The sequence below is a fragment of the Microbacterium sp. AC026 genome (assembly GCF_979258475.1).
Window position 1 is genome coordinate 613,892 of record NZ_OZ409857.1, and the last position, 24,450, is coordinate 638,341.

The 24,450-nt window shown below is 68.2% G+C and carries 24 protein-coding genes and 3 pseudogenes; 12 read left to right on the top strand and 15 right to left on the bottom strand.

Going from position 1 to position 24,450, the window contains the following annotated elements; genetic code table 11:
* The first annotated feature begins 19 nt into the window (after positions 1-19).
* Positions 20-715: an ABC transporter ATP-binding protein gene (locus ACZZ93_RS03225; RefSeq protein WP_053099093.1), complete on the top strand. Its 696-nt coding sequence runs from the start codon at positions 20-22 to the stop codon at positions 713-715.
* Positions 712-2,034 carry an FtsX-like permease family protein gene (locus ACZZ93_RS03230; protein ID WP_463510455.1) on the top strand — a complete coding sequence of 441 codons (1,323 nt, stop codon included), beginning with the start codon at positions 712-714 and terminating at the stop codon, positions 2,032-2,034. The genes ACZZ93_RS03225 and ACZZ93_RS03230 overlap by 4 nt, the downstream gene beginning before the upstream one ends.
* Positions 2,035-2,037: 3 nt before the next feature.
* On the opposite strand, the gene mutM is transcribed toward ACZZ93_RS03230, so the two are convergent.
* The 6 genes from mutM to ACZZ93_RS03260 all read right to left on the bottom strand — a co-directional run bounded on the left by mutM (position 2,038) and on the right by ACZZ93_RS03260 (position 7,148).
* Positions 2,038-2,901 (bottom strand): bifunctional DNA-formamidopyrimidine glycosylase/DNA-(apurinic or apyrimidinic site) lyase, encoded by an 864-nt coding sequence (mutM, locus tag ACZZ93_RS03235; protein WP_394194176.1) that lies wholly within the window; start codon positions 2,899-2,901, stop codon positions 2,038-2,040.
* On the bottom strand, positions 2,894-3,511 hold the full coding sequence (rnc, locus tag ACZZ93_RS03240) for a ribonuclease III (protein WP_463510456.1): 618 nt from the start codon (positions 3,509-3,511) through the stop codon (positions 2,894-2,896). Before rnc ends, mutM begins: the two co-directional genes overlap by 8 nt.
* Positions 3,512-3,602: 91 nt before the next feature.
* Positions 3,603-3,812, bottom strand: a complete 210-nt coding sequence (gene rpmF / locus ACZZ93_RS03245) for a 50S ribosomal protein L32 (protein WP_017830754.1) — start codon at positions 3,810-3,812, stop codon at positions 3,603-3,605.
* Between the two features lie 2 nt (positions 3,813-3,814).
* On the bottom strand, positions 3,815-4,363 hold the full coding sequence (locus ACZZ93_RS03250) for a YceD family protein (protein ID WP_463510457.1): 549 nt from the start codon (positions 4,361-4,363) through the stop codon (positions 3,815-3,817).
* A gap of 82 nt (positions 4,364-4,445) precedes the next feature.
* Positions 4,446-4,943, bottom strand: a complete 498-nt coding sequence (coaD, locus tag ACZZ93_RS03255) for a pantetheine-phosphate adenylyltransferase (protein WP_053095905.1) — start codon at positions 4,941-4,943, stop codon at positions 4,446-4,448.
* 30 nt (positions 4,944-4,973) lie between these two features.
* Positions 4,974-7,148, bottom strand: coding sequence for an ATP-dependent DNA helicase RecG (locus tag ACZZ93_RS03260; RefSeq protein WP_372983598.1), 2,175 nt, complete (start codon positions 7,146-7,148; stop codon positions 4,974-4,976).
* Positions 7,149-7,209: 61 nt separating this feature from the next.
* Between ACZZ93_RS03260 and rsmD the strand changes: the two genes are divergently transcribed.
* Positions 7,210-7,812, top strand: a complete 603-nt coding sequence (gene rsmD / locus ACZZ93_RS03265; protein WP_372983599.1) for a 16S rRNA (guanine(966)-N(2))-methyltransferase RsmD — start codon at positions 7,210-7,212, stop codon at positions 7,810-7,812.
* On the opposite strand, the gene thiL is transcribed toward rsmD, so the two are convergent.
* A complete protein-coding gene (gene thiL / locus ACZZ93_RS03270) occupies positions 7,782-8,777 on the bottom strand; it encodes a thiamine-phosphate kinase (RefSeq protein ID WP_363522965.1) in 996 nt (331 codons plus the stop codon). The two genes, rsmD and thiL, sit on opposite strands and share 31 nt — an antisense overlap.
* Positions 8,778-8,800: 23 nt before the next feature.
* On the opposite strand from thiL, the gene ACZZ93_RS03275 reads away from it, so the two are divergent.
* Entirely contained in the window at positions 8,801-9,307 is a 507-nt protein-coding gene (locus ACZZ93_RS03275) for a DUF3515 family protein (RefSeq protein WP_053095897.1), read from the top strand.
* A gap of 11 nt (positions 9,308-9,318) precedes the next feature.
* On the opposite strand, the gene ACZZ93_RS03280 is transcribed toward ACZZ93_RS03275, so the two are convergent.
* The 6 genes and pseudogenes from ACZZ93_RS03280 to leuC all read right to left on the bottom strand — a co-directional run bounded on the left by ACZZ93_RS03280 (position 9,319) and on the right by leuC (position 15,676).
* Positions 9,319-10,401, bottom strand: a complete 1,083-nt coding sequence (locus tag ACZZ93_RS03280) for a D-alanine--D-alanine ligase family protein (RefSeq protein ID WP_053095895.1) — start codon at positions 10,399-10,401, stop codon at positions 9,319-9,321.
* Positions 10,307-11,463, bottom strand: a pseudogene (locus ACZZ93_RS03285) (NAD(P)H-dependent glycerol-3-phosphate dehydrogenase). The gene ACZZ93_RS03280 and the pseudogene ACZZ93_RS03285 overlap by 95 nt, the downstream one beginning before the upstream one ends.
* The gene (locus ACZZ93_RS03290) at positions 11,429-12,184 is read right to left on the bottom strand and encodes a lysophospholipid acyltransferase family protein (RefSeq protein ID WP_053095891.1); all 756 of its coding nucleotides are present in this window, start codon (positions 12,182-12,184) and stop codon (positions 11,429-11,431) included. Before ACZZ93_RS03290 ends, ACZZ93_RS03285 begins: the two are co-directional and overlap by 35 nt.
* A gap of 5 nt (positions 12,185-12,189) precedes the next feature.
* Complete coding sequence (gene murA / locus ACZZ93_RS03295) at positions 12,190-13,557, bottom strand: UDP-N-acetylglucosamine 1-carboxyvinyltransferase (RefSeq protein WP_463510458.1); 1,368 nt, start codon at positions 13,555-13,557, stop codon at positions 12,190-12,192.
* 65 nt (positions 13,558-13,622) lie between these two features.
* Positions 13,623-14,222 (bottom strand): 3-isopropylmalate dehydratase small subunit, encoded by a 600-nt coding sequence (gene leuD / locus ACZZ93_RS03300; protein WP_072591193.1) that lies wholly within the window; start codon positions 14,220-14,222, stop codon positions 13,623-13,625.
* Between the two features lie 2 nt (positions 14,223-14,224).
* Entirely contained in the window at positions 14,225-15,676 is a 1,452-nt protein-coding gene (gene leuC, locus ACZZ93_RS03305; RefSeq protein ID WP_056278653.1) for a 3-isopropylmalate dehydratase large subunit, read from the bottom strand.
* A 187-nt stretch (positions 15,677-15,863) separates the two neighbouring features.
* Here leuC and ACZZ93_RS03310 point away from each other — a divergent pair, with 187 nt between their 5' ends.
* Positions 15,864-17,159: an O-acetylhomoserine aminocarboxypropyltransferase/cysteine synthase family protein gene (locus ACZZ93_RS03310; RefSeq protein WP_463510459.1), complete on the top strand. Its 1,296-nt coding sequence runs from the start codon at positions 15,864-15,866 to the stop codon at positions 17,157-17,159.
* Positions 17,156-18,468: pseudogene (locus ACZZ93_RS03315) on the top strand (LLM class flavin-dependent oxidoreductase). Before ACZZ93_RS03310 ends, ACZZ93_RS03315 begins: the two are co-directional and overlap by 4 nt.
* Positions 18,469-18,485: 17 nt before the next feature.
* Here ACZZ93_RS03315 and ACZZ93_RS03320 read toward each other — a convergent pair.
* Positions 18,486-18,983, bottom strand: coding sequence for a DUF427 domain-containing protein (locus ACZZ93_RS03320; protein WP_295100346.1), 498 nt, complete (start codon positions 18,981-18,983; stop codon positions 18,486-18,488).
* A 51-nt stretch (positions 18,984-19,034) separates the two neighbouring features.
* Between ACZZ93_RS03320 and ACZZ93_RS03325 the strand changes: the two are divergent.
* Together ACZZ93_RS03325 and ACZZ93_RS03330 are read left to right on the top strand one after the other, a co-directional pair.
* A pseudogene (locus ACZZ93_RS03325) lies at positions 19,035-19,289 on the top strand (LON peptidase substrate-binding domain-containing protein); the annotation flags it as partial.
* A 119-nt stretch (positions 19,290-19,408) separates the two neighbouring features.
* Positions 19,409-19,612: a hypothetical protein gene (locus tag ACZZ93_RS03330; protein ID WP_463511776.1), complete on the top strand. Its 204-nt coding sequence runs from the start codon at positions 19,409-19,411 to the stop codon at positions 19,610-19,612.
* Positions 19,613-19,663: 51 nt separating this feature from the next.
* On the opposite strand, the gene ACZZ93_RS03335 is transcribed toward ACZZ93_RS03330, so the two are convergent.
* Complete coding sequence (locus ACZZ93_RS03335) at positions 19,664-20,668, bottom strand: TerC/Alx family metal homeostasis membrane protein (protein WP_053095882.1); 1,005 nt, start codon at positions 20,666-20,668, stop codon at positions 19,664-19,666.
* A gap of 247 nt (positions 20,669-20,915) precedes the next feature.
* Here ACZZ93_RS03335 and ACZZ93_RS03340 point away from each other — a divergent pair, with 247 nt between their 5' ends.
* From ACZZ93_RS03340 to ACZZ93_RS03355, 4 genes are all read left to right on the top strand, one after another.
* Complete coding sequence (locus tag ACZZ93_RS03340; protein WP_056278648.1) at positions 20,916-21,473, top strand: RNA polymerase sigma factor; 558 nt, start codon at positions 20,916-20,918, stop codon at positions 21,471-21,473.
* Positions 21,470-22,549: a DUF4349 domain-containing protein gene (locus ACZZ93_RS03345; RefSeq protein ID WP_463510460.1), complete on the top strand. Its 1,080-nt coding sequence runs from the start codon at positions 21,470-21,472 to the stop codon at positions 22,547-22,549. Before ACZZ93_RS03340 ends, ACZZ93_RS03345 begins: the two co-directional genes overlap by 4 nt.
* Positions 22,550-22,628: 79 nt before the next feature.
* Positions 22,629-23,177: an ArsR/SmtB family transcription factor gene (locus ACZZ93_RS03350; protein WP_463510461.1), complete on the top strand. Its 549-nt coding sequence runs from the start codon at positions 22,629-22,631 to the stop codon at positions 23,175-23,177.
* Positions 23,174-24,421, top strand: a complete 1,248-nt coding sequence (locus ACZZ93_RS03355; protein ID WP_463510462.1) for an MFS transporter — start codon at positions 23,174-23,176, stop codon at positions 24,419-24,421. Before ACZZ93_RS03350 ends, ACZZ93_RS03355 begins: the two co-directional genes overlap by 4 nt.
* Positions 24,422-24,450 lie beyond the last annotated feature (29 nt).

The following is a 24,450-nucleotide window of genomic DNA, read 5'->3' on the forward strand; positions in this document are numbered from 1 at the left end:
TGGCCGCGAGGCTGGATGCATGAACACGACGGTCCTCGACGCACGCTCTCTGACCAAGTCCTACGGAACGACCCGCGCACTCGCCGGGGTGGATCTCACCATCCACCGCGGCGAGTCGGTCGCCATCATGGGTGCCTCCGGGTCGGGCAAGACCACTCTCCTCCATGTCCTCGCCGGCATCATCAGTCCGGACTCGGGCACCGTGTCGTTCCAGCCCTCGGTCGGTCAGGCGGTGGAACTCGCCGGACTCGGAGAATCCGCTCGTTCCCGGCTGCGGAGAGAGCGGTTCGGGTTCGTCTTCCAGCAGGGTCTGCTCATTCCGGAGCTCACGGCGGTCGAGAACGTGGCGCTCGCATCGATGATCAACGGAGTGAAGAGAGCGCAGGCCACCGCTCACGCGGCGTCCTGGCTCGCCGCGCTCGGGCTGGCCGGGATGGAGGACCGCCGAATCGGCGAGCTGTCCGGCGGGCAGGCGCAGCGCGTCGCGATCGCACGGGCTCAGGCGACGGGTGCGGAACTCGTGTTCGCCGACGAGCCGACCGGCGCCCTCGACTCGCACACGTCGCAAGACGTGATGAATGCGCTGCTGTGGTCGACGACGGGCCAAGGGCGCACGCTGCTCGTCGTGACACACGATGCAGACGTGGCGGCGCGCTGCTCGCGGATCGTCTCCGTGCGCGACGGCCAGATCATCTCGTCGGCGGTGACGGCATGAACGCCCGCGTCCTGGCTGTGCTTCTTCGCGCCGGGACGGGAGAGAAAGCGGTGCTCGCGCTTCCGCTCATCGCTTTCGGCATCGTCACCGCCCTCGTGCTGACCGTCGTGGGCGGGGCTCAGTCGTTCTGGACCTGGACCGATGAGTACGCGCCGGTGTACCAGGCATTGGCCGCGATCGCGCTCGTGCTCCTCATCGTCCCGCTGATGAATCTCGGCGGGGCGGCCGCCCGTCTCTCAGCCCGCCGTCGTGACGAGCGTCTCTCGACCCTGCGGCTTCTCGGCGTGACGCCTCTAGGCGTCGGCGTCGCTACGGTCATCGAATCCATGATCGTCGCGGCCGCCGGTGCCGTCGCCGGAGTCGTCGTCCATCTCGCCCTCACCCCTCTCGTCGGACTCATCCCGTTCCGTGGCACGGCTCTCGGCGTCGAGGCGATCATGCTCTCGCCCTTCAGCGTTCTCGCCGTCGTGGGAGGCGTCCTTCTCGTGGCGGCAGCGAGTGCTGTGCTGGGGCTCCGGCGCGTGATCATCTCGCCCCTCGGCGTGCGCCTGCGGACGACCGTCTCCACCGCGCACTGGTTCCGCGCGATCATCGCAGTCTCCGTTCTTGCGCTCGTGTTCGTCCTTGTCACGGTCTTCCCGTCCGTCGCAGGACTCGCGGCGACCATCGCCGTCCTCGCCCTGTTGTTCGCCGTCTCCCTGGCGGTGCTCAACGTGATCGGACCATGGGTCCTGAAGGTCGCCGCCGGCCGTCAGCTGCGCAAGGCCGAGCACGCAGATCGGCTGCTCGCCGCCCGTCTGGTGCTGGACTCCCCCAAAGCCGCGTGGCGTCAGGTGAGCGGCATCGCGATGGCGAGCTTCATGGCCGTGTTCGCAGGAACCGGCGTCTCCCTGATGAATGTGATGAACAGCGGCGACACGACGTCCGCGGATGCGGCCCTCGCCGCGGACATGCGCACCGGCCTCGTCATCACCCTCGTCGCTTCATTCCTGATGGTCGCGGCATCCGTGGGGGTCAATCAAGCCGCGGCCGTTCTCGATCAGCAGGAACTCCACCGGAGTCTGCACCGGCTGGGCGTGCCGCTCGCGATCGTCGACAGCGCACGCCGCCGGGCGATCATGTCTCCACTCCTCGTGACCGCGATCGGCTCGGCCACCTGTGCCGGCGTGCTGGTCTTCCCGCTGCTGGGGATCGCCCTGGTCGCGGCACCCGAGTCCCTCCTCACGATCGCGCTCGTACTGGCCGTGGGGATCGGAATCGTCTGGATGAGCACTCGAGCGACGCGGCCGCTGCTCGCCCGGTCGTTCGAGATGGTGTGAGTCTCAGCGACGCCGCTGGCAGCGCGGACAGTAATGACTCGAGCGGTTCATGAAAGCCTCCCGGCGGATCAGAGTGCCGCAGCGCGGGCACGGCTGTCCGCCTCGACCGTACGCGTTGAGCGAGTGGGCGAAGTATCCTGCCTGACCGTTCACATTGACGTACTGGGAATCGAAGCTCGTGCCGCCCTCGGCAAGGGCCTTCACGAGCACCACTCTGATCTCGGCGAGGAGGCGCCTGCTCGCTTGCGTCGACAGGGCACTCGCGAGCGTCGCCGGGTGGATGCGCGCCGCCCACAGCGCCTCATCCGCATAGATGTTGCCCACGCCGCTGATCGTCTGCTGATCGAGCAGCACTCGCTTGATCGCACTGCCGCGTGTGCGGAGTGCACGCAGGAAGCGATCGTCGTCGAACAGCGGGTCTATCGGATCACGGGCGATGTGCACGACCTGAGTCGGGATCCACGTCGGTCCGTCCGGCACCAGACCGTCGACCGCCAACGACCCGAAAGTCCTCTGGTCGGCGAAGACGATCGCGAGCTCGCCATGCCGAGGATGCTCGATGCTGATCCGGATGCGCTCGTGGCGTTCCGCCTCGGCGTCCGGCGCGCGCAGCAGCATCTGTCCGCTCATTCCGAGGTGCGCGATCAACGCGGAATCAGCGGTGTCCAGCGGCAGCCAGAGGAACTTGCCCCGTCGGTCGGCTGCAGTGACTCTGCGTCCCTCCAGGCGCGCGACGAAGTCGGACGGCCCGGCCGCATGCCGTGTGAGAGCTCGTTCATCGAACACGCTCACGGCCGTGATGAACGAGCCGATCACCGCGGGAGCGAGACCCGCCCGGACGACCTCGACCTCGGGAAGCTCAGGCACGCTCGTTGAGCAGTCGCCACGCGCTGAGCGCGGCGGCCATCTCTGCCGTCTTCTTGCTGCTGCCCTTGCCGGTCATCGCCAGATCGCCGACGACCACGGTTGCGAGGAATCGACGATCGTGGTCGGGGCCGCTCGCCTCCACCGAGTACTGGGGCGGAGTCGCACCGACTCGCGCAGCCAGCTCCTGCAGGCTCGTCTTCGGATCCATCGCCGCGCCGTAGCGCTCGGGGTCGGCGAGGAGTGGCGCGGTCAGCCGGAGCACGAGCTCGGTCGCCGCCTCAGGACCCGCTGACAGATACGTCGCGCCGATCACGGCTTCCATCGTGTCGGCGAGGATCGAGTCCTTGTCGCGACCGCCCGTCTGTTCCTCACCGCGTCCCAGCAGCAGATGGCTGCCGAGATCGATCGCTCTCGCGACCTCGGCGAGAGCGACCGTCGAGACGACGCTCGCGCGCCGCTTGGCCAACTCCCCCTCATCCAGCCCCGGATGGGTCGTGAAGAGCATCACCGTCACGGCTTGTCCGAGAACGGAGTCGCCGAGGAACTCGAGACGTTCGTTATGGGGGATGCCGCCGTGCTCGTAGGCATAGGAGCGATGGGTGAGCGCCAACTCCAGAAGCTCCGCGTCGATATCGACGCGGAGCTTCTCTGGGAGCGGTCTCGTCCCCCAGGGACCTCAGTCACAATCGTGAAGTCGCGACTCAGACGTCGGCGACCTTGCGACCCTTGTACTCGAGGAAGAGCTCGGTGCCCTGCGAGTCTGTGACGACCTTGGCCTGGTGAGGACGGCTGTAGACGACCTGACCGTTCTCGATGGTCTTGACGAGTGCGACGGGCGCCGCCTTCCACTGCGCGCGGCGCGAGCGGGTGTTCGAACGGGATACCTTGCGCTTCGGGGGGTTACCAGCCATGACTAGCTCTCTTCTTTCTCGGCGGCTCGGCTCTGTGCCTCACCGTCTTGGTCTGTGATCTGCTGGAGCGCGCTCCACCGAGGATCGATGGGAGCCACCTGCTCCGTCCCGGTGCTCGCGGTCAGCCTCTCGCCCGTCTCCGGGTCGAGCCCGGGGCAATCCGGCTGACACACCGGCTGAAATGGAAGCGCCAATACGGCCGCATCCCTGACTAGAGTTTCAAGATCCACGTGGTCGTCTTGAACCTCGAAGTCAGTTTCTTCCTCACCAGGATACGCGAAAAGCTCCTGGAACTCGACTTCGACGGGCCGGGTGATGTCGATCAGGCATCTTCCGCATACGCCGGAGTACTCAGCATCGGCGGTTCCGGAGACCAGGATGCCCTCGTGAACCGACTCGAGACGCACGTCCAGGTCGAGCGCAGAACCGGCTTCATACGCGACGATTCCCTCTCCCCAGCCTTCGCCGAGGGTCACCGAGAACTCTTGCTCGCGCATCTCGCCCGGCTTGCGGACGATGTCACGGACGGGCAGGACGAAGGGACCATTCATTCGGGAACGCACCCGGCAATGGTACCGGCTCCTGCGGGATGGAGGCTGGTTCCGCGCTGTGTGGAGACGGCGCCTCCGGAAATCAGATCCCGCGTGATCCGGTGTCGAGGAAGGAGGCGACTGCCGGAGGCACGAACGGCGACACGTCACCGCCGAGGCCGGCCACCTGGCGGACCAGGGAGCTGGAGACCAGGGCATGCGCGGGGTCGGGCAGGAGGAAGACCGTCTCGATGTCGGCGAGATGACGGTTGACGATCGCCATCGGGGATTCGTACGCGACGTCGATCTGCGAACGGATGCCCTTCACGAGAACTCCCGCGCCGACGTCGCGGGCGTAGTCCACGAGCAGCCCCATGCTCCAGGAGCCCACGACGACGTTGTCGCCGATCCCGTCCTCAGCGATCGACTGCTCGAGCAGCGACATCCGCTGAGCGATCGGGAGCAGCGCCTCTTTGCCGGGGTTGTGCACCACGAGCACGTGGAGTTCGTCGTACAGCTTGGCTGCGCGACGGATCACGTCGAGATGACCCAGGGTCGGCGGATCGAACGATCCAGGGACGACGGCGATCCGGCTGCTCATGCCCCCAGCCTAAAGCACGCGATGCCGCGGTCAGTTCTTCGCGAGTGCCGCCCGGTCGTCGTCGCTCACGCGTCGCTCGATCGCCGAGCGGAGTCCGGGATTCGCCCGCAGATCCGGGTCGTCGGAGAGGATGCCCTCCGCGAGCTCCCGGGCTCGGACGATCAGGCCCGAGTCCTTGACGACCCGCAGCAGCTTCAGGGAGGACCGAGCTCCAGCCTGTGCGGCACCGAGCACGTCACCTTCACCGCGGAGCTCGAGATCGACCTCCGCGAGAGCGAATCCGTCGAGAGTCGCTGCCACCGCGTCCACGCGTTCGCGCGCCACTGACCCCTCTTCGGCTTCGGTGACCAACAGGCAGAGCCCTGGAACGCCTCCTCGACCGACACGGCCCCTCAGCTGGTGCAGCTGCGACACCCCGAACCGATCGGCGTCGAGAACGATCATGGTCGAGGCGTTCGGGACGTCGACGCCGACCTCGATCACGGTCGTCGCCACCAGCAGGTCGATCTCGCCGCGCGCGAAGGACTGCATGACGGCGTCCTTCTCGTCGGACGGCATGCGACCGTGCAGCACGGCCCGTCGGACGTTCCCGAGCCGGGGGTGCGTCGCCAGGGCCTCATCGAGCTGCACCACGCCCCAGCGAGGACCTGACGCACCCTCGGGCGGGATCACGGGCTGCTCCCCCGCTTCCGCCGTCTTCTTGGTCGTGTCGATCGCCGCGCATACCGCGAACACCTGTCGGCCCTGAGAGATCTCCTCGGCGGCGCGCTCCCAGACTCGATTGAACCAGCCGGGATGCTCTGCGAGCGGAGCGACGAAGGACTCGATTCCGGCTCGTCCCTTGGGCATCGTGCGGATCACGGAGGTGTCGAGATCGCCGAACACCGTCATCGCGACCGTGCGCGGGATCGGGGTCGCGGTGAGAACCAGCGCGTGCGGGCTGGACCCCTTCGCGCGGAGCGCCTCTCGTTGCTCGACTCCGAACCGGTGCTGCTCGTCGACGACGACGAGGCCGAGATCAGCGAAGGTCGTCTTCTCGCCGAGGAGCGCGTGCGTGCCCACGACGATCAGCGCCTGTCCGGAGGCGACGCGGAGCGCAGCCTTGCGACGCTCGGCGGCCGGCATCTGACCGGTGAGCAGGGTGGGCATCACGAGCGGTGACATCTGCGGCCCGAGCATCTTCGCGATCGATCGCAGGTGCTGCCCTGCGAGCACCTCGGTCGGGGCGATCAGCGCCGCCTGACCGCCGGACTCGGCCACCTGGAGCATCGCACGCAGCGCGACGAGGGTCTTGCCGGACCCGACCTCACCCTGCACGAGACGATTCATCGGCCAGGCGGCGACGAGGTCGCTCGCCACCTGCTCGCCGACCGTCTTCTGGTCGGGCGTGAGGTCGTACGGCAGCGAGGCGTCGAAGCGCTCGAGCAGCCCACCGGGCTTCGACGGACGCGCGGTCGCCGACAGCGACCGCACGGCATCCCGCTGCTGCAGGAGGGCGGTCTGGAGAGTGAGCGCCTCGTGCATCCGCAGGGTGCGGACCGCAGGATCGATGTCGTTGCGGGTCTTCGGGCGGTGAATCTGCTCGAGCGCCTCTCGGGCGGTCAGAAGTTCCTCCCGCGCGCGGACATCGGGGGCGAGAGGCTCCGGCACGTTGCCGAGGCCGTCGAGCGCCCGCGTGATGAACTTCGCGATCTGCCACGTCTGCAGCGTCGACGTCGCGGGATAGATGGGAATCAGCACGGCAGCGCGCGCGTCCGCCCGGCGTCTGGCCGCATCCTCGTCGTCGAACAGCTCGTACTCGGGATGCGCGAACTGCGTCATGCCGTTGAACTCGCCGACCTTGCCCGAGAAGACACCTCGACGTCCGACCGCGAGGTCCTCGGAGCGCCACTTGGCCGCGCCCAGGTTCTTCGCGAAGAACGTCAGAGACATCTTGCCGATGCCGTCGCCGATCACGACGTCGACCATCGCACCACGACGGTTGCGCATCGCCCTGGCGCTGGAGGACAGCACCTCGGCGACGATCGTCACCGTCTCGCCCAGAGGGAGTTCACGGATCGGGGTCAGCTCGCCCGGATCCGCGTACCGTCGGGGATAGTGCGACACGAGATCGCCGACCGTCTTCATGCTGAAGGCTCTGTCGAGAGACTTCGCCGGCGTGGCGCCCAGCGCCTCCTCGAGCGACGAATCCAGCGTGAGCGACATGATCCGAGTCTAGGAGTCCGCACGGACACGACGTGCGCCGCAGCTGTCGTATCGTGAACGGGTGACGAGGATCATCGCCGGAACAGCGCGCGGCGCGCGGCTCGACGTGCCCCGCGCGGGAACGAGACCCACCAGCGACCGCGTGCGGGAGTCGCTCTTCGGAGCGCTGGAGTCGGCGGACGCCATCGTCGGCGCGCGGGTACTCGACCTCTATGCCGGCTCGGGTGCGCTGGGACTGGAGACCCTCAGCCGCGGCGCGACGAGCGCGGATCTCGTCGAGCACGGCCGAGAGGCGGCGTCGGTGGTCCGCCGCAACGCCGCCACCGTCGCGAAGGCCGGAGCGCCGAGCGCGAGGGTGCACCAGAGCACCGTCCGATCGTTCCTGCTGCGCGCCTCCGGCCCGTACGACCTCGTGTTCTCGGATCCCCCGTACGACCTCGACGACGAGGCGATGACGGCGGACCTCGTCACGCTCGCGCCGCTTCTCGCTCCCGACGCCCTCGTGATCATCGAGCGCGCCCGGCGATCGACCCCTCCCGACCTCGCTGCGGCCGGACTGGAGCTGATCCGCGAGAAGGCCTACGGCGACACCGCGCTCTGGTGGGCCGAGCCCGCTCCCGCGACGGAGTCGTCTCAGCCCGAGGCCGAGTCCCAGTCGCGATAGGGATCCCAGCCGCTGACATCCGCGGGTGCGCCGTCGACCAGCAGCTCGTGCTCGCCCCGGGGCACGACAGTGCCGATGACGCGGAAGCCCGCCGGCACGATCCCCGGCGGGAAGCAGGCGAGAAGGGCGTGATCCTCGCCACCGGCGAGAGCTCGCTGGGGGCTGTCGCCGAGGGCTGCGCTGTCGAGTGCGATGGTGACCTCGGAGGCCGCTGCCATCCGTCGCGCGTCGAGCGCGAGCCCGTCTGAGATGTCCATCATCGCGGTCGCGCCCGCAGTGGCAGCGAAAGGGCCGAGACCGATCGGCGGCGATGGACGGAGCTGAGCCGCCAGAGCAGCGCTCTCACCCGGGGCGAGCAGGGACGCATCGACGGGGACCGGCGCCTCCCCCTCACGGAACCTTCCGAAGAGCACCGAGAGTCCGTGAGCGGCGTGCCCCAGTTCGCCTGCGACCGCGACCGCGTCACCGACCCGTGCACCCGACCGGGTCACGGGCGGCCGGCCCTCGAGATCGCCGAGCGCGGTGACCGCCACGGTCAGGACGTCCGAGACCGTGAGATCGCCGCCGACCACCGCGCATCCCGGTGCGAGTGCGGCGCAGGCTTCTCGGAAGCCGTCTGCGAGGCGCTCGATGAACGACAGTCGAAGGTCGCGGGGAACGGCCAGCGCCACCAGGAGCGCCGTCGGCCGTGCGCCCATGGCCGCCACGTCGGCGAGGTTGACGGCGGCGGCCTTCCAACCGAGGTCGTACCCCGACGACCACGCGAGCCGGAAGTCCGGGCCGTGCACGAGAGTGTCCGTCGTGGCGACCACCGAACCCGAGGGAGCGGCGATCACCGCCGCATCGTCGCCGGGTCCGACGAGCGTGTGAGAGGCCCGCGCGGTCCTCACCAGAATCGCTCTGAGGATCTCCCCCTCCGACAGTTCGCCGAGGGTCGGATCATCGTCGCGAGGTCGGGAGGACATGCAGTCAAAGGTAGCCTGGATGCATGCCCCGCTCTCGCCGTCTCGCCGTCGTCGCGGGCTCGCTGGTCCTCCTCGCCGCACTGTCCGGCTGCTCGACGACGATCCACCTCGAACCCGCTGAGGACGCCAACGATCCGGCCTGCGCCGAAGTGTCCGTGCTCCTCCCCGACGCCGTCGGCGATCTCGATCGGGTGTGGACCGATGCTCAAGCGACCGGAGCCTGGGGCGACCCGACCGTCGTGCTGCGCTGCGGCGTCGAACCGCCCGCGCCGTCGACAGAGGTGTGCACGACCATCGGCAGCGTCGACTGGCTCGTTCTCGATCAGGAGGAAGACCGGCAGCGCCTCGTGACGTACGGTCGCGAACCCGCCATCGAGGTGATCATCCGCCGTGGCGAGGAGATCGACTTCCGTACGGTCGTCGAGAGCCTCTCCACGAGCATCCAGTCGGGCCTCGCGCCCGCCACGGCACGCTGCACCGACCGGGTGCCCACCGAGGAGAACCCGGACGACGGATCGACCGAAGGCTGACCCGTCGAGGGTCAGCGGCGCAGGCCCGCCTCGATCAACTCGGAGATCAGGTCACCGTAGCTGAGTCCGGAGGCCACCCAGCACTTCGGGAACATCGAGATCGGAGTGAATCCCGGCATCGTGTTCAGCTCGTTGACCACCAGCTCTCCCGTAGGAGTGAGGAACATGTCGACGCGCGCAAGACCTCGCCCGTCCACCGCCTCGAACGCACGGACTGCCGCATCCTGAATGGCCGCGACCTCGGAATCCTCGAGCTCCGCCGGGCACACGACGTCGACGCCGTCGCCGCCGAGGTACTTTCCCTCGAAGTCGTAGAACCCTCGAGTCGTCAGCACGATCTCGCCAGGAAGCGACGCTCGGACGCCGTCGGCACCTTCGAGCACGGCGACCTCGATCTCGCGGCCGACCACGCCCGCCTCGATCAGGACCTTGTCGTCTTCTGCGAACGCGATCGCCAGCGCCGCATCGAGCTCGTCGGCGCTCTCGACCTTCGAGACGCCCACGCTGGATCCCGCGCGAGCCGGCTTCACGAAGAGCGGCAGGCCGAGCGCCGCCGCCGAGTCGCGGATCGCGACGGCATCCTGTTCCCACTGGCGCGCGCGCACCGTCAGTCCGGCCGCCACCGCGATACCGGCGGCCCGCAGCGCGATCTTCATGAAGTGCTTGTCCATGCACAGTGCGGAGTCGAGCACCCCGCCGCCGGCGTAGGGGACCTCGAGGGTGTCGAAGTACCCCTGGATGGTGCCGTCCTCGCCGTGCGGGCCGTGGAGGATCGGCAGCACGATATCGATCTCGCCGAGGGATTCGGTGGTGCCGTCGGTGCGCACGACGCGCAGGCTGCGATCTCCGCCGGGTTCCGGCCACAGCACCCGTGTGCCGTTGTCGGCGACCTCGGGCAGGTGAGCGGCATCCAGCGGGAACTTCGCCGGGTCGTCGTCCTCGAGGACGAAGGCGCCGTCGCGGGTGATCCCGACCGGGATCACGGCGTACCGATCGCGATCAATCGCGCCCAGCACTCCGCCCGCTGTTGCGGAACTGATCGAATGCTCGCTGGAGCGCCCTCCGAAGAGCACCACCACCGTCTGCTTGTCCATGGTTGGTCCTCTCACCCTGCGGGGTGTCGTCGTCCGTCGTCAGGTGGGGTGCGATGTCACGGGGGTTCATCTTGCCGTCGAGCACCATCTTCACCTGCTCGACGATGGGCATGTGCACGTCGGACTCGCGGGCGAGTTGCAGCACGGGCGCCACGGACGCGAGGCCCTCAGCGGTCTGCTGCATCTGCTTCACGACGTCCTGGAAGCTGTATCCCTGGCCGAGCAGGCGCCCGGCCGTGTTGTTGCGGCTCAGCGGGGACTGACATGTCGCGATGAGGTCGCCCAGGCCCGCGAGTCCCTGCAGGGTCTCGGGGTGAGCGCCGTTGGCGACGGCGAAATCGGTCATCTCCACGAGCCCGCGGGTGATGATCGACGCCTTGGTGTTCTCGCCGTACCCGACGCCGTCGACGATGCCGATGGCCACCGCGATGAGGTTCTTCAGCACTCCCCGAACTCCGTGCCGATCACGTCGGTGTTCACGAACGTCCGGAAGTAGCTGTTACGTGCCGCGCGCGCGACCTCCTCGGCGGTCTCCCGACTGCGTGAGGAGATCACGGCGGCCGTGGGCTGCTCGCGAGCGATCTCGAGCGCGAGGTTCGGCCCGGAGGCGACCGCGATACGGTCGGGATCGCAGCGCAGCTCCTGCTCGATGACCTGGCTCATCCGGAGCCCCGTCGTGCGCTCGACGCCCTTCATCAGGCTGACGATCTTGGCGTCGTTGTCGGCGAGCAGCGGCCGAAGCGCCTTGAGGTTCTCCCGCAGCGACTGACTCGGCACCGAGAGGTACACCTGGTCGACATCGCGGAGCGCGATCGCCAGCTCGTGCGTCGCGGACATCGTGCGCGGCAGGTTGATGCCGGGCAGATAGCGGGAGTTGCGCTTGGCCTCGTCGATCTCGTGGGCGAGTTCGGCTCGGCGCGCCCACATCGTGACCTGCGCCCCGCCGTCGGCGAGGATCTTTCCGAACGTGGTGCCCCAGCTTCCGGCACCGATCACCGCGACGCGTGGTCCTGCGGGAGCGTTGCGCTTAGGAGTCAAGGCGACCCGTCTCCTTCTGTCCATGGGCGGACGGGTTCCAGCGCTCGGCCGGAGCCTTCTCGTCACGCAGGTCCTCGAGCAACGCCGTGATGGCCTGCATCAGTCGTTCGGTGGCTTCGTTCAGCGCCGATGCCTCGCCCGCACGACCACGGAGGTCCGACAGATCGACGGGATCGCCGATGACGACGTCCACGGGCTTGCGCAGCGGCCAGAGGCTGAGCCCCTTCTGGTAGCGCCCCATGATCCGCTGGGTGCCCCAGTGGGCCATCGGGATGAGCGGGATGCCGTCGGTCAGCGCGAGCCGGACAGCCCCGGACTTTCCGCGCATCGGCCACATGTCGGGGTCGCGGGTCAGCGTGCCCTCCGGATAGACGATCACACCGCGACCGTGCTCGACGAGCTCGGCCGACTGCTTGAGCGTCTGCTTCGCCGCGGATGCCGACGAGGCGCGTGCCACGGGGACCATTCCTGTCGCGCGGAGCACGGCTCCGAGCACAGGAACCTTGAAGAGACTCTCCTTCGCCATGAAGCGCGGAGCTCGACCGATGCGCCACACCGCGAGTGCGACCACGAGCGGATCGAACTCGGAGTAGTGGTTCGGGGCGAGAACGTACGCTCCCTCACGCGGGAGCTTCTCGCTTCCCGTGATGCGGAGCTTCGCGACGAGCGAGATCAGCGGCACGGCGATCGCCGCGACCGGCCAGAACGCACTCGGTCGCGTGGTCTCCGTCGAGCGGGAACCCATCGGGGTCACCGGATGACGTCGAAGTCGGCGCCCACGGCATCGAGCTTGGCGAGGAACTTCTCGTAGCCGCGGCTGAGGATGTCCACTCCGGACACCCTCGACTCGCCTTCGGCGGTCAGCGCCGCGATGACGTGGCTGTATCCGCCGCGAAGGTCGGGAACGACGATGTCTGCGGCGTGCAGCGGCGTCGGGCCAGTGATGACGGCGGCCTGCTCGAGGTCCCGGCGCGGGACACGACGGGCTCCGTCCTGCAGTCCGCGGGGGTGCACGACGATGTCGGCGCCCATCTTGACGAGCGCCTCGGTGAAGCCCAGACGGTTCTCGTAGACCGTCTCGTGCACGACCGAGCGGCCCTTGGCCTGAGTGAGCGCCACGACGAGAGGCTGCTGCCAGTCGGTCATGAATCCGGGGTGCACGTCGGTCTCGACGATGACCGGCTTGAGCTCGCCGTCGCGACGGAACAGGATCCCGTCCTCCTTGATGTCGAACCATCCGCCTGCCTTGCGGAACACGTTGAGGAACGTGAGCATCTCCTGCTGCTTCGCGCCGCCCACGAAGATCTCGCCGTCGGTGGCGAGTGCGGCGGACGCCCAGGATGCGGCTTCGTTGCGGTCGAAGATCGAGCGGTGGTCGTACCCCCGAAGCGTCTCGACACCCTCGATGAGGATGACGCGGTTCGGCTCGTAGGAGATGATCGCGCCCATCTTCTGCAGCACCGCGATCAGATCCATGATCTCGGGCTCGATGGCGGCGTTGCGAAGCTCCGTGGTGCCCTCGGCGCGAACGGCCGTGAGCAGCACCTGCTCGGTCGCTCCGACACTCGGGTACGGGAGGTGGATGTTCGCACCGTGCAGGCGCGCACCACCCGTCGACAGGCGGATGCCGCTCGGCAGCTTCTCGACGATGGCGCCGAACTTGCGGAGCGCGTCCAGATGGAAGTCGATCGGGCGGTCGCCGATGCGGCAGCCGCCCAGGTCGGGGATGAAGGCCTGACCGAGACGGTGCAGCAGCGGGCCGCAGAAGAGGATCGGGATGCGCGAGGCACCCGCGTGAGCGTCGATCTCCTCGAAGTGGGCCGACTCGACGTCGCTGGGGTCGAAGACGAGAGCTCCGGGCTCATCGCCGTCGGAGACCCGCACGCCATGGACCTCGAGCAGCGAGCGGACGACCGCGACGTCGCTGATGGCCGGCACGTCGCGCAGCACGCTGACGGTCTCTCCGAGCAGGGACGCGACCATCGCCTTGGTCGCGAGGTTCTTCGCGCCCTTGACGTCGACGCGGCCGCGCAGCGCGCGCCCTCCGCGAATGGCGAGGACGTCTCCGGTGAGTGGGGGGACTCCGTCCGGAAGAGCGTCGCGCACAGGTGTCGTCATTCGGAGCCTCACTTCATTCAACGGAATTCGGGGCGGGGTCGCCCTCGGCTCCCCCGCCCCGCCGTTCACTGCTGAACGGGAAGGGTCCGGGGCCGCCACGACTCGCGACGGGCCTCGAACTGCGCGATCTTGTCTTCGTTACGCAGGGTGAGCCCGATGTCATCGAGCCCTTCGAGGAGCCGCCATCTAGTGTAATCGTCGATCCCGAGGTCAGCCTGGATCTCACCGATCGATGCGACTCGCGCCTCGAGGTCGACCGTGATCGAAGCCCCGGGATTCCGGTCGATCTCGGCCCAGATCCGCTCGAGATCCTCTTCGGAGATGGTGGCGGCGAGGAGCCCCTGCTTGCCCGAGTTGCCCCGGAAGATGTCGGCGAAGCGCGGGCTCAGGACCACCGCGAAGCCGAAGTCGCGCAGCGCCCAGACGGCGTGCTCGCGGCTGGATCCGGTGCCGAAGTCGGGGCCGGCGACGAGCACCGATGCGCCCTGGAAAGCCGGCTGGTTGAGCACGAACTCGGGATCCTGACGCCAGCCGTGGAACAGTGCGTCCTCGAAGCCGGTCTTCGTGACCCGCTTGAGGAACACGGCGGGGATGATCTGGTCCGTGTCGACGTTCGAGCGCTTCAGCGGGGCGGCGATGCCGGTGTGGGTGGTGAACTTCTCCATGGTCAGACCTCCGCCATCTCGTTCAGGTCGCTCGGACTCGACAGCGTGCCGCGGATCGCGGTCGCGGCGGCGACGAGCGGCGACACCAGGTGCGTGCGTCCACCCTTGCCCTGCCGGCCCTCGAAGTTGCGGTTGGAGGTCGACGCGCAGCGCTCCCCCGGCGCGAGCTGATCGGGGTTCATCCCGAGGCACATCGAGCACCCCGCGAATCGCCACTCGGCTCCGAAGTCCTTGATGATCTTGTCGAGCCCTTCGGCCTCCGCCTCCAGCCGCACCCGGGCAGAGCCGGGAACGACCATGACGCGGACGCCGTCGGCCTTCTTCTTGCCTTCGACGATCGACGCGAACGCGCGGAGATCCTCGATGCGGCTGTTCGTGCACGACCCCATGAAGACGGCGTCGACCGGCACCTCCTTGAGAGGCGTGCCAGGCGTCAGATCCATGTACTCGAGGGCCCGCTCGGCTGCGGCACGCTCATTGGCATCGGCGATCTCTGCCGGGTCGGGAACCGCCGCCGACAGCGAGCTGCCCTGACCGGGGTTGGTGCCCCACGTCACGAACGGCTCGAGCTCATCGGCATCGATGAAGACCTCGGCGTCGAACGTCGCCCCCTCATCCGTCGGCAGCGTTCGCCAGTACGCGACGGCGTCGTCCCAGTCCTGCCCCTTCGGGGCGTGCGGGCGACCCTTCAGGTACTCGAAGGTCGTCTCGTCGGGCGCGACCATGCCGGCACGAGCGCCGGCCTCGATCGACATGTTGCAGATCGTCATCCGGCCCTCCATCGACAACGCCCGGATCGCGCTGCCGCGGAACTCCAGGACGTAGCCCTGACCGCCGCCGGTGGTGATCTTCGCGATCACCGCGAGGATGATGTCCTTCGCGGTGACGCCGGGTCGCAGCGTGCCCTCGACGTTGATCGCCATGGTCTTGAACGGCTTCAGCGGCAACGTCTGCGTCGCCATGACATGCTCGACCTCGCTCGTGCCGATGCCGAAGGCCATGGCGCCGAACGCGCCGTGCGTCGATGTGTGCGAGTCGCCGCAGACCACCGTGATGCCGGGCATGGTGAGACCGAGCTGCGGCCCCACGACGTGGACGATGCCCTGTTCGGCGTCGCCGAGCGAGTGCAGACGCACGCCGAACTCCGCGGCGTTGCGGCGCAGCGTCTCGATCTGCGTGCGGCTCGTGAGGTCGGCGATGGGCTTGTCGATGTCCCAGGTCGGCGTGTTGTGGTCCTCGGTGGCGATCGTCAGGTCGAGGCGCCGCAACGGTCGCCCCTCCGATCGCAGTCCGTCGAACGCCTGCGGGCTCGTCACCTCATGCACCAGGTGCAGATCGATGTAGATGAGGTCCGGCTCGCCGTTCTCGCCCTTGACGACGAGATGGTCGTCCCAGACCTTCTCGGCGAGGGTCCTGGGACGGACGGGAGCAGTGTCTGCTGCGGGGGTGTTCATTGCGTGTCTCCTGAAGCTGGCGGTTCGGCCCACGATGGACTCCGCGACGAGGAGGGGCTCAGAACGAGGTCTCGTCGCGGCCGCTAAGAAGGAGCACGATCCGCATGACGTCAGATTACCACCGCTTCAGCGCCCGGAGTCTCCGCGTGACACGCTACTGTCACCCACACCTTCGAGAGGCACCCGCATGACCGAAGACAGCACCGGATTCGCCACGAGAGCGGTCCACGCGGCCCGGAATCAGGGGCCCGCATCGTCGAGGGCGACGCCGATCTACCTGACGGCGGGCTTCGAGTTCGACGACTTCGACCACGCCGCCGACCACTTCGGCACCGGCGCGGGGTTCGGATACACGCGCACGGGGAATCCGACGGTGCACGCCGTCGAGCGCCAGCTCGCCGCACTCGAATCCGCCGCAGAGGCCGTGCTCGTCGCCAGCGGCCAGGCCGCGGTCGTCACCGCACTGCTGACCGTCGCCGGAGCGGGCGATCACATCGTCTCCTCGACGCACATCTACGAAGGCACGCGAGGGCTTCTGCTCGACAACCTCGCTCGCCTCGGCATCGAGACGACGTTCATCGACGACATCGCCGATCCCGGCGCCTGGCGGGGTGCGATCCGCCCGACCACCCGGGCGCTGTTCGGCGAATCCATCGCGAACGCGCGCAACGACATCCTCGACATCTCCGCGGTGAGCGCGGTCGCCGACGAGTTCGCCATCCCGCTCATCGTCGACAACACCCTCGCGACGCCGTTCCTGCTCCGGCCGCTCGAGCACGGCGCCGCCATGGTGGTGCACTCCGCCTCGAAGTTCCTCGCCGGTCACGGGTCGGTGCTCGGAGGCGTGATCCTCGACGACGGTCGCTTCGACCCGGCGAAGGCGGGGCACAACGCTCCGCATCTCGTTCTTCCGGGGCGCGGCGGGTTCCCGAGCGTGGCTTCGCGTCATGGCGGCAACGCGCGCATCGCCTACGCGCGCGAGTCCGTCGCTCCGCGATTCGGCGCGTCCCCGTCGCCGCTCAACGCGTTCCTGATCGGACAGGGCGCCGAGACCCTCGGTCTGCGGGTCGAGCGGCAGTCCCGGAACGCCCTCGAGATCGCCCGCTGGCTCGCCGCGCAGGAAGCGGTCGAGAGCGTCGACTACGTCGGCCTCGACACGCATCCCGACCACGGCCTCGCCGAGAGGTACCTCTCGGGAGGGTACGGCTCGATCTTCACCTTCACGCTCCGCGAGGGCCTCGACGCCGCACGCGACTTCGTCGAGAGCGTCGACGTGTTCACGCACATGACCCACATCGGCGACGTGCGCTCGCTGGTGCTGCACCCCGCGACCACCAGCCACTCGCATCGCACGCCCGAGGAGCGCGACGTCCTCGGAGTGCAGCAAGGAACCCTGCGGCTGTCGGTCGGCATCGAAGACGTCGCCGACCTCCTCGGCGACCTGGCCCGAGTCCTGGAACCCGCACGAGAGGCCGTCTCATGACCAGGCCCCAGCACTTCGGGTGGTTCCTGGCACGCGGCTTCGGCCCGCAGGGGTGGGGCTATCCGTCGCTGGACTGGGACTACGACTGGACCCGTCCGGAGATCTACCAGGAGGCGGCTCGCACACTCGAGCAGGCAGGCTTCGACCTCCTCATCATCGAGGACGCGCCGTCGCTCGGCTCTCCCGACACGATCGACCTCCGGGTGCGCCATGCCTTCGGCGGCCCCAAGCACGACCCGCTGCTGCTCGCTCCCTACCTCTTCCAGGCGACACGGCATCTCGGGGTCGTGCCCACCGTGAACCCGGCGGCGTACCTGCCGTATACCGCGGCTCGACAGTTCTCCACGCTTCAGCACCTCAGTGGCCACCGCCTCGGGCTCAACGTGGTGACCGACACCGGCAGTGCGCGACATTTCTCCGCCGCGGAACAGCTCGGGCACGATGCGGCATACGACCGCGCCGAAGAATGGCTCGCCGGCATCCGCTCGCTCTGGCGCAGCTGGGACGACGGTGCACTGGTCCGCGATCGCGAGACCGACGTGTTCGCCGACGGATCGACGCTGCGCTCCGTGCAGCACCGCGGAACGCACTTCGACTTCGACGGCCCGTTGAACGCCGTGCCGTTCACCGACGGGGAGCCGTCGATCGTCTCCCCGGCGGCTCCGGCCGCGGCCTCGGATTCGCCGGCGCCAACTCCGATGTGCAGCTCGCCCTCGCGCCGCTGGACCAGGCCTCGGTGCGTGCCTATCGAGCGAAGATCCACGATGCGGCGATCGCCGCCGGACGCTCGCCGGACGACATCAAGATCCTGTTCGCGATCCAGCCGGTGATCACATCATCCGCCGAGGAGGCCGACCGAATCGTCGCCGCCTCCGCGCATCCCGACGACGCGACCCTCGTGCAGATCGCACGCAAGCAGTCCAGCGACCTGGAGACGGATCTGACCTCGCTCGATCTCGACAGACCACTCGACCTCGAGATCTTCGGCGAGCACGTCTCGCGCGGGAGCATCCAGCGCCTGATCGGCGACCGCGGAGACGATGCTCCTCTACGAGTCCATCTCGCCGCGCTCGCTCGGACGGGCCGCATCTCCGATCGCTCGGGTTTCGTCGGCACTGCCGAGGAGTTCGCAGATCTGATCGAAGAGCTCGGCGAGTGGGGCAACGACGGCGTCCTGCTGTGGGGCGACTTCCACCCCGTCACGCTGCATCGGACGCTGGATGAACTCGTGCCCGTTCTTCGACGCCGGGGCATCCTGCGCCGGGACTACGTCGACGGAGGGCTGCAGGCGAACCTCCGCGCGTTCTGACGCGTAGGCGAGCAGGGTCACCAGCCCAGGGTGCCGGGTTCACCCTTGAAGGGGCCGACGACCGTCGACGTGACCCACCCGCCGTAGAACCCGCCCGGCTGCGGTGTGACGACCTCGTCCCCCACCGTGCACTCGTCCATCGGACCCGCATAGACGGCGACCCGGTCTGCCAGCATCTCGAAACCTCGAGAGGGATTCGGGTAGTTCCAGGCGGCCCCGGCCGCCGTCTGCGCTCCACCTCGCACATCGAGGTAGCGTGCGGCTCCCTTGAACTCGCAGAACGAGGAGCCCGGCGCGTCAGAGAGCGAGCCCGCGGTGAAGTCGGCGATCGGCAGGTAGTACACGGGAGGATGGCTCGTCTCGAGGACTCGCACCGCGTCGCGCGTGTCGGCGATGAGCTCGCCGCCGAGGCGAACGGTGATGCGCGCAGCCACGGGCTCGACCTTCGGCGGTCGAGGATAGTCCCAGACGGATTCCTGACCGGGCGAGGGCATGAGAGGGCGGGGTCTGCGCATCTGTTCACTGTACGTCGCACGGTGTTGACTGGGGCCATGTCAGAAATACCGATGTTCCCGCTGGGGTCGGTGCTCTTCCCGTACACCCCGCTCCCGCTCCGCGTGTTCGAGCCGCGGTACCTCACCATGATCGGGCAGCTGCTCGACGAGGACGACCCTCAGTTCGGCGTCGTGCTCATCGAGCGCGGACATGAGGTCGGCGGTGGCGACCGCCGCAGTGGATTCGGCACGATGGCGCGCCTGGCGAGCGTGGCGGCGGATGCCCAGGTGCTGCACACCCTGGCGGTCGGCACGGCACGGTTCACCGTCGAGCAGTGGCTGGACGAAGCTCCTTACCCGCGCGCAGAGGTGACCCCGCTGCCCGAGCTGACCTGGAACGATGCCCTCACCCCCTGCGCACCGAAGCCGAGGCGATCGTGCGCCGGGTGCTGGCACGCACCGACTCGCCCTGGGACGCCGACACCGAGCTGTCGGAAGAACCGCTCGCGGCCGCCTGGCAGCTCGCCGCCATCGCGCCGCTGGGCGAATACGACCAGTACACGCTGCTGCAGTCCACCACGGTGGGCGCTCTGCTGCGTCAGGTGATCGATCTCACGCTCGACGCCGAGGCGCTCTGGACAGCGGAGTGACACGTCTCCTGCTCGTCGCGGGAATCGCGGGCGCCGCGGAGAGCGACCGCCTCACTCGACCGTCGGGCTGACCCGCTGCGCCCGCTTCTCCCGAGACGAGGCGATGAGGCTGGCGACGGTGGCCACGGTCATCGCCACGACGATGACGCCCAGCGACACCATGTTGTCGATGTCGGGAACCCACTCGACATGCTGACCGCCGTTGATGAACGGCAGCTCGTTCTCGTGCAGCGCGTGAAGGATCAGCTTGATGCCGATGAATCCGAGGATGACCGCGATCCCGTAGTGGAGGTAGCGCAGACGATCGAGCAGATCACCGAGCAGGAAGTAGAGCTGGCGCAGACCCATGAGCGCGAAGATGTTCGCAGCGAAGACGAGGAACCCGTTGGTGGTGATCTCGAAGATCGCCGGGATCGAGTCGATCGCGAAGATCAGGTCGGTGACGCCGATCGTGATGAACACGATGACCATCGGCGTCCACATGCGCTTGCCGTCGACGGTCGTGCGCAGCTTCGAGCCGTCGTACTCCTCGCTGATGTCGATGCGGCGCCGCAGCAGGCGCACGATGAAGTTCTCCTTCTTCACATCGTCTTCGTGCTCGCCCTCGGGCATCGCCTGCTTGATCGCGGTGTAGATGAGGAAGGCACCGAAGATGTAGAAGATCGGCGAGAAGTGCTCGACGATCGTGACGCCGACGAGGATGAACGCTCCGCGGAGGACGAGGGCGATGATGATGCCGACCATCAGCACCTGCTGCTGCAAGCGTCGCGGCACCGCGAACTGCGCCATGATCAGCACGAAGACGAAGAGGTTGTCGATCGAGAGGCTGTATTCGAGCGCCCAGCCGGTGATGAAGTCGCCGGCGTTTCGCCAGCCTGCGACGTTTCCGAGAAGAACCGCGAAGAGCAGCGCGAGTCCGACGTAGAACACCACCCACAGGGTCGACTCCTTGGTCGAGGGGATGTGGGGACGAAGTCGGATCAGAAGCAGGTCGCCGATCAGGATGATCGTGAGGACGATCATCGAGGTGATCTCGAACCAGACAGGGATTTCCAAGGGCGTACAGCACCTTTCGGGAGGGTCGGAAAAACGCCGAAAGTCTCTCCCACGCACAGAGTGCGTCGCACGACCGGAGCAGCGATGTCGGTGCTCGTGATGACGGTGGATGCGCTTGCGGGATACTCCCTCTCGCCTCAGCAATGGTAGCGGAGTCGAAGACGCTTGCGGATGCCGCCGCCACCGATCTGAGACGATGGGGCGTCGACCGACACTTCCTGGGTGAGAGACACCGAACGGAATCGGGATGCCAGTGCAGACGAGTGACCAGAGAGTGGCGGCGCGGGCCGCGGCAGGTGACGAGAGCGCCTTCCGCGAGCTGTACCGCGCGTACGCCCGCCCGGTCTACTGGATCGCACACGGGATCGTCGGCGCCGCCGCGGATGCCGAGGACGTGACTCAGGAGACCTTCGTCACGGCGTGGCGGAAGCTGCCGGGGTTCGAGCTGCAGGGAGACTCCATCCTCCCGTGGCTCGCGACGATCTGCCGCTTCCAGGCCGCGAACCGCCTGCGCCAGCGCAGACGCGACCAGGCCAACACCGCGGATGCGGTCGATGAGACCCTCCCCTCGACGGTCAGCGTGGAGGAGCAGGTGATCACCGCGGATCTCGCAGAGCGGATCGCGGCCGAGGTCGGCACCCTCAGCGACCTCGATCGCGCGATCTTCCGCCTCTGCGCCGCGGAAGGCTACGCCTACCAGGCTGCGGCCGAGGAGCTCGGCGTGAGCCACGCCATCGTCCGGAACCGTCTCTCCCGAGTCCGCACCCGACTGCGTGGTGCCGTGAAGGAAGCGAGCGACGCATGAACGACACCTCCACCGAGCCACTGCCCGAGCTCACCGATGCCGCAGTGGAGCGCATCGAGAGAGCCGTGTTCGAGGACATCGCCGCCGAGCAGCCGCGGCAGTCGCCTGCAGAGAAGCGCGGTCGCGTTCGTCGTCGTCGGTGGCTCACCGGCACGGGCATCGCCGCGGCGTTCGTCATCGGCGTCCTCATCACCCCGCCCATCCTCACCGCGGTCGGCGGTTCGGCGACGAGCTCGGCCGACGGCGGAGGCGTGATTGTCGTCGAGGACGCTCGCTCGGGCGCCGTCGACCAGAGCGCGCCCTCGGCTCTGACCGAGTCAGCCGAGTCGGGCGCGGTCGCCGGAGATGTCGCAGCGGGTGATCGTGAGATCATCGCCACGGCCAACGCCACAGTGGAGGTGAAGGACGTCTCGGACGCCGCAGTCGCCATCGGGGCACTCGCAGAGTCGCATGGCGGCTACGTCGAGAGCACCGAGATCGGCGGGACCCCTGCCGTGGACGCCTCCTCCGATCCTGTCGCCGCGGACTCGGAGTACGGCTGGATCAGCATCCGCGTGCCGTCGGCGGATCTTCCCGCCGTCATCGATGAGCTCACCGAATCCGGCGAGGTGCTCTCCTCCTCCATCGCGCAGCAGGATGTGACCTCGACCGCGATCGATCTGCGAGCGCGCATCGATGCGACCAGGGCATCCGTCCAGCGACTCAGCGAGCTCATGTCCCAGACCGGCACCGTCGCGGAGCTCATCGAGGCGGAGGTGGCGCTGACCGATCGTCAGGCGCAGCTCGAGTCGTACGAGCAGCAGCTCGCCTCGCTCGAGGACCAGGTCGGGATGTCGAGTCTCTCGGTGCAGCTGACCCGCACCGCCGCGCCGACGACGGCCGATCCCGCAGGATTCTCCGATGGGCTCGTCGCGGGATGGAACGGGCTCGTGGTCTCGCTGAACGCCCTGGTGGTCTCTGTCGGATTCCTGCTTCCGTGGCTCGCAGTGGCCGGACTGGTCGTGCTGATCATATGGGGCGTCCGCCGAGCACGCCGCGGTCGTCGAGGCTCCGACGCGTCGGGTACCGACGGCTGAGATCACCCGTGAAATCCCGGATTTCCGGGGTATACAAGAACTCTTGTGAGAATCGGGAACCGGTTCTAACGTGACGTTCATGGAAGACATCTCGGTCGTCACCGCCGTGCACCACCCGCTGCGCCGACGCATCTACGACTACCTGCTGCTGTACGGCACATCGCAGGTGACGGCACTCGCCCGGTCGCTCGATGCGCAGGTCGGCAGCATCAGCCATCATCTGCGCATGCTGGAGCGGGCGGGCCTCGTCGAGCGCGCCGAGGACCCGTCGGGCGACCGGCGCACGAGCTGGTGGAAGATCGCCCGTCGCGGCCTGACCTGGTCGGCGGAAGACTTCGCGGACTCCCCCGCCGACGCGCTTCTGGCGCGCGAAGCGCAACGGCAGAACATCCGGATGCAGATCGAGCGCCTCCAACGCTGGCAGCGCCGGCACGATGATCCGGCCGTCGCCGGCTATGACGCCTCGAACACCGAGACCACGGCCTGGGCGACGCCGGACGAGCTGCGCGACCTCAGCTCGAGGCTGTCGGCGACGCTGAAGGACTGGCGCGACTCGGTCGATCTCGAAGACGGGCAGCAGCGGACACCGATCTTCTTCTTCGCGCACGCCTTCCCGACGACACCATGACCGCCGCAGACCCTGTGCAGCTCGTCGAGCCGCCGGCGTTCCGACGAGACCATCGAGTGCATGCGTGGATCCTCGTCAAGGCGCTCTCGGACGCGGGCGACGCCCTGTGGACGCTCGCGCTGGCGTGGACCGCCGTCCAGACGGCCTCGCCTGCGGTCGCAGGACTCATCGTCGCCGCCGGCACTCTGCCTCGCGCGGTCGTCCTGCTGTTCGGCGGCATGATCGCCGACCGCACGGACGCGCGCCGAGTGATGATGCTGTTCAACGCCGTCCGGGTGGGCGTTCTCGTGACGGTGGCGCTCTGGGTGCTCTCCGCGCCGCCCACCGTGGGTGTGCTCCTCCTCGCCGCCATCGCATTCGGCGTCTGCGACGCCTTCTACGAGCCCTCGGCGGGCACCGTCGCCCGCCAGCTCGTGCGAGCCGCTGACCTGCCGTCCTACGGCGCTCTCTCGCAGACCGCATCGCGACTCGGAACGATGGCCGGCGCGGCCGTCGGCGGTGTGATCGTCGCGTCCGCGGGCCTCGTCGGAAGCGCGGCAGTGAACGCGGTGACTTTCACCGTCGTCATCGCGTTCATCGCCATCTGGCTCAGACCGCGGTTCCTGCTCGCACGGGCAGACCGACAGTCCGCTCTTCGCGACATCGCGGGTGGATTCGCCCACCTCGGCGCACATCCGACCACCCGCACGCTCGTCATCGCCCTCTCGGGGCTCAACCTCGCGGTCGGTCCGGCCGTCGGGATCGGCCTCGCGCTCCGAGCACACGACGAAGGCTGGGACGCGCCGGCTGTAGGGCTGTTCGAAGCTCTGTTGGGACTCGGCGCGGCGATCGGCGCCGTGTCCGTCGCCAGGTGGCGGCCTCGGCGCGAGGCACGCGCGGGATTCCGTGCTCTGATGCTGCAGGGAATGGCCATCGTCGCACTCGGCTGGGGTCCCGCGTGGAGTGTCGGAGTCGCTGCCTTCGTCATCGGTGCGACCGCCGGCTACGCATCGGTGCTGCTCAGCGCCACGTTCTCGGCAACCGTCGACACCGCGTACCTCGGCCGCATGAGCTCCATCACCCGGTTGGGCGACGACTGCCTGATGCCGCTCGCGATGGCCGCGTTCGGTCTGCTCGCGTCGACCACCGCGCTCTGGGTTCCCTTCGCCCTCTTCGGTGGAGCGATGACGGCATCGATGGTGGCGCCGTTGGCCAACCCCGCGTTCCGGAGCATGTCGCTGCGTACAGCCGTCGGATCCACATGATGGATGCGGAGACGACGAAAGCCCTCGGA

What these genes read in the sequence shown, in the direction of transcription:
- ACZZ93_RS03225 (WP_053099093.1), top strand. Translation starts at nt 20, where the DNA reads ATGAACACGACGGTCCTCGACGCACGCTCTCTGACCAAGTCCTACGGA.
- ACZZ93_RS03310 (WP_463510459.1), top strand. Translation starts at nt 15,864, where the DNA reads ATGACCGAAGACAGCACCGGATTCGCCACGAGAGCGGTCCACGCGGCC.
- ACZZ93_RS03230 (WP_463510455.1), top strand. Translation starts at nt 712, where the DNA reads ATGAACGCCCGCGTCCTGGCTGTGCTTCTTCGCGCCGGGACGGGAGAG.
- ACZZ93_RS03260 (WP_372983598.1), bottom strand. Translation starts at nt 7,148, where the DNA reads ATGTCGCTCACGCTGGATTCGTCGCTCGAGGAGGCGCTGGGCGCCACG.
- ACZZ93_RS03275 (WP_053095897.1), top strand. Translation starts at nt 8,801, where the DNA reads ATGCCCCGCTCTCGCCGTCTCGCCGTCGTCGCGGGCTCGCTGGTCCTC.
- thiL (WP_363522965.1), bottom strand. Translation starts at nt 8,777, where the DNA reads ATGTCCTCCCGACCTCGCGACGATGATCCGACCCTCGGCGAACTGTCG.
- ACZZ93_RS03290 (WP_053095891.1), bottom strand. Translation starts at nt 12,184, where the DNA reads ATGGGTTCCCGCTCGACGGAGACCACGCGACCGAGTGCGTTCTGGCCG.
- murA (WP_463510458.1), bottom strand. Translation starts at nt 13,557, where the DNA reads ATGACGACACCTGTGCGCGACGCTCTTCCGGACGGAGTCCCCCCACTC.
- ACZZ93_RS03320 (WP_295100346.1), bottom strand. Translation starts at nt 18,983, where the DNA reads ATGCGCAGACCCCGCCCTCTCATGCCCTCGCCCGGTCAGGAATCCGTC.
- ACZZ93_RS03350 (WP_463510461.1), top strand. Translation starts at nt 22,629, where the DNA reads ATGGAAGACATCTCGGTCGTCACCGCCGTGCACCACCCGCTGCGCCGA.
- ACZZ93_RS03340 (WP_056278648.1), top strand. Translation starts at nt 20,916, where the DNA reads ATGCCAGTGCAGACGAGTGACCAGAGAGTGGCGGCGCGGGCCGCGGCA.
- coaD (WP_053095905.1), bottom strand. Translation starts at nt 4,943, where the DNA reads ATGAGCAGCCGGATCGCCGTCGTCCCTGGATCGTTCGATCCGCCGACC.
- ACZZ93_RS03280 (WP_053095895.1), bottom strand. Translation starts at nt 10,401, where the DNA reads ATGGACAAGCAGACGGTGGTGGTGCTCTTCGGAGGGCGCTCCAGCGAG.
- ACZZ93_RS03355 (WP_463510462.1), top strand. Translation starts at nt 23,174, where the DNA reads ATGACCGCCGCAGACCCTGTGCAGCTCGTCGAGCCGCCGGCGTTCCGA.
- ACZZ93_RS03345 (WP_463510460.1), top strand. Translation starts at nt 21,470, where the DNA reads ATGAACGACACCTCCACCGAGCCACTGCCCGAGCTCACCGATGCCGCA.
- rpmF (WP_017830754.1), bottom strand. Translation starts at nt 3,812, where the DNA reads ATGGCTGGTAACCCCCCGAAGCGCAAGGTATCCCGTTCGAACACCCGC.
- ACZZ93_RS03250 (WP_463510457.1), bottom strand. Translation starts at nt 4,363, where the DNA reads ATGAATGGTCCCTTCGTCCTGCCCGTCCGTGACATCGTCCGCAAGCCG.
- leuD (WP_072591193.1), bottom strand. Translation starts at nt 14,222, where the DNA reads ATGGAGAAGTTCACCACCCACACCGGCATCGCCGCCCCGCTGAAGCGC.
- leuC (WP_056278653.1), bottom strand. Translation starts at nt 15,676, where the DNA reads ATGAACACCCCCGCAGCAGACACTGCTCCCGTCCGTCCCAGGACCCTC.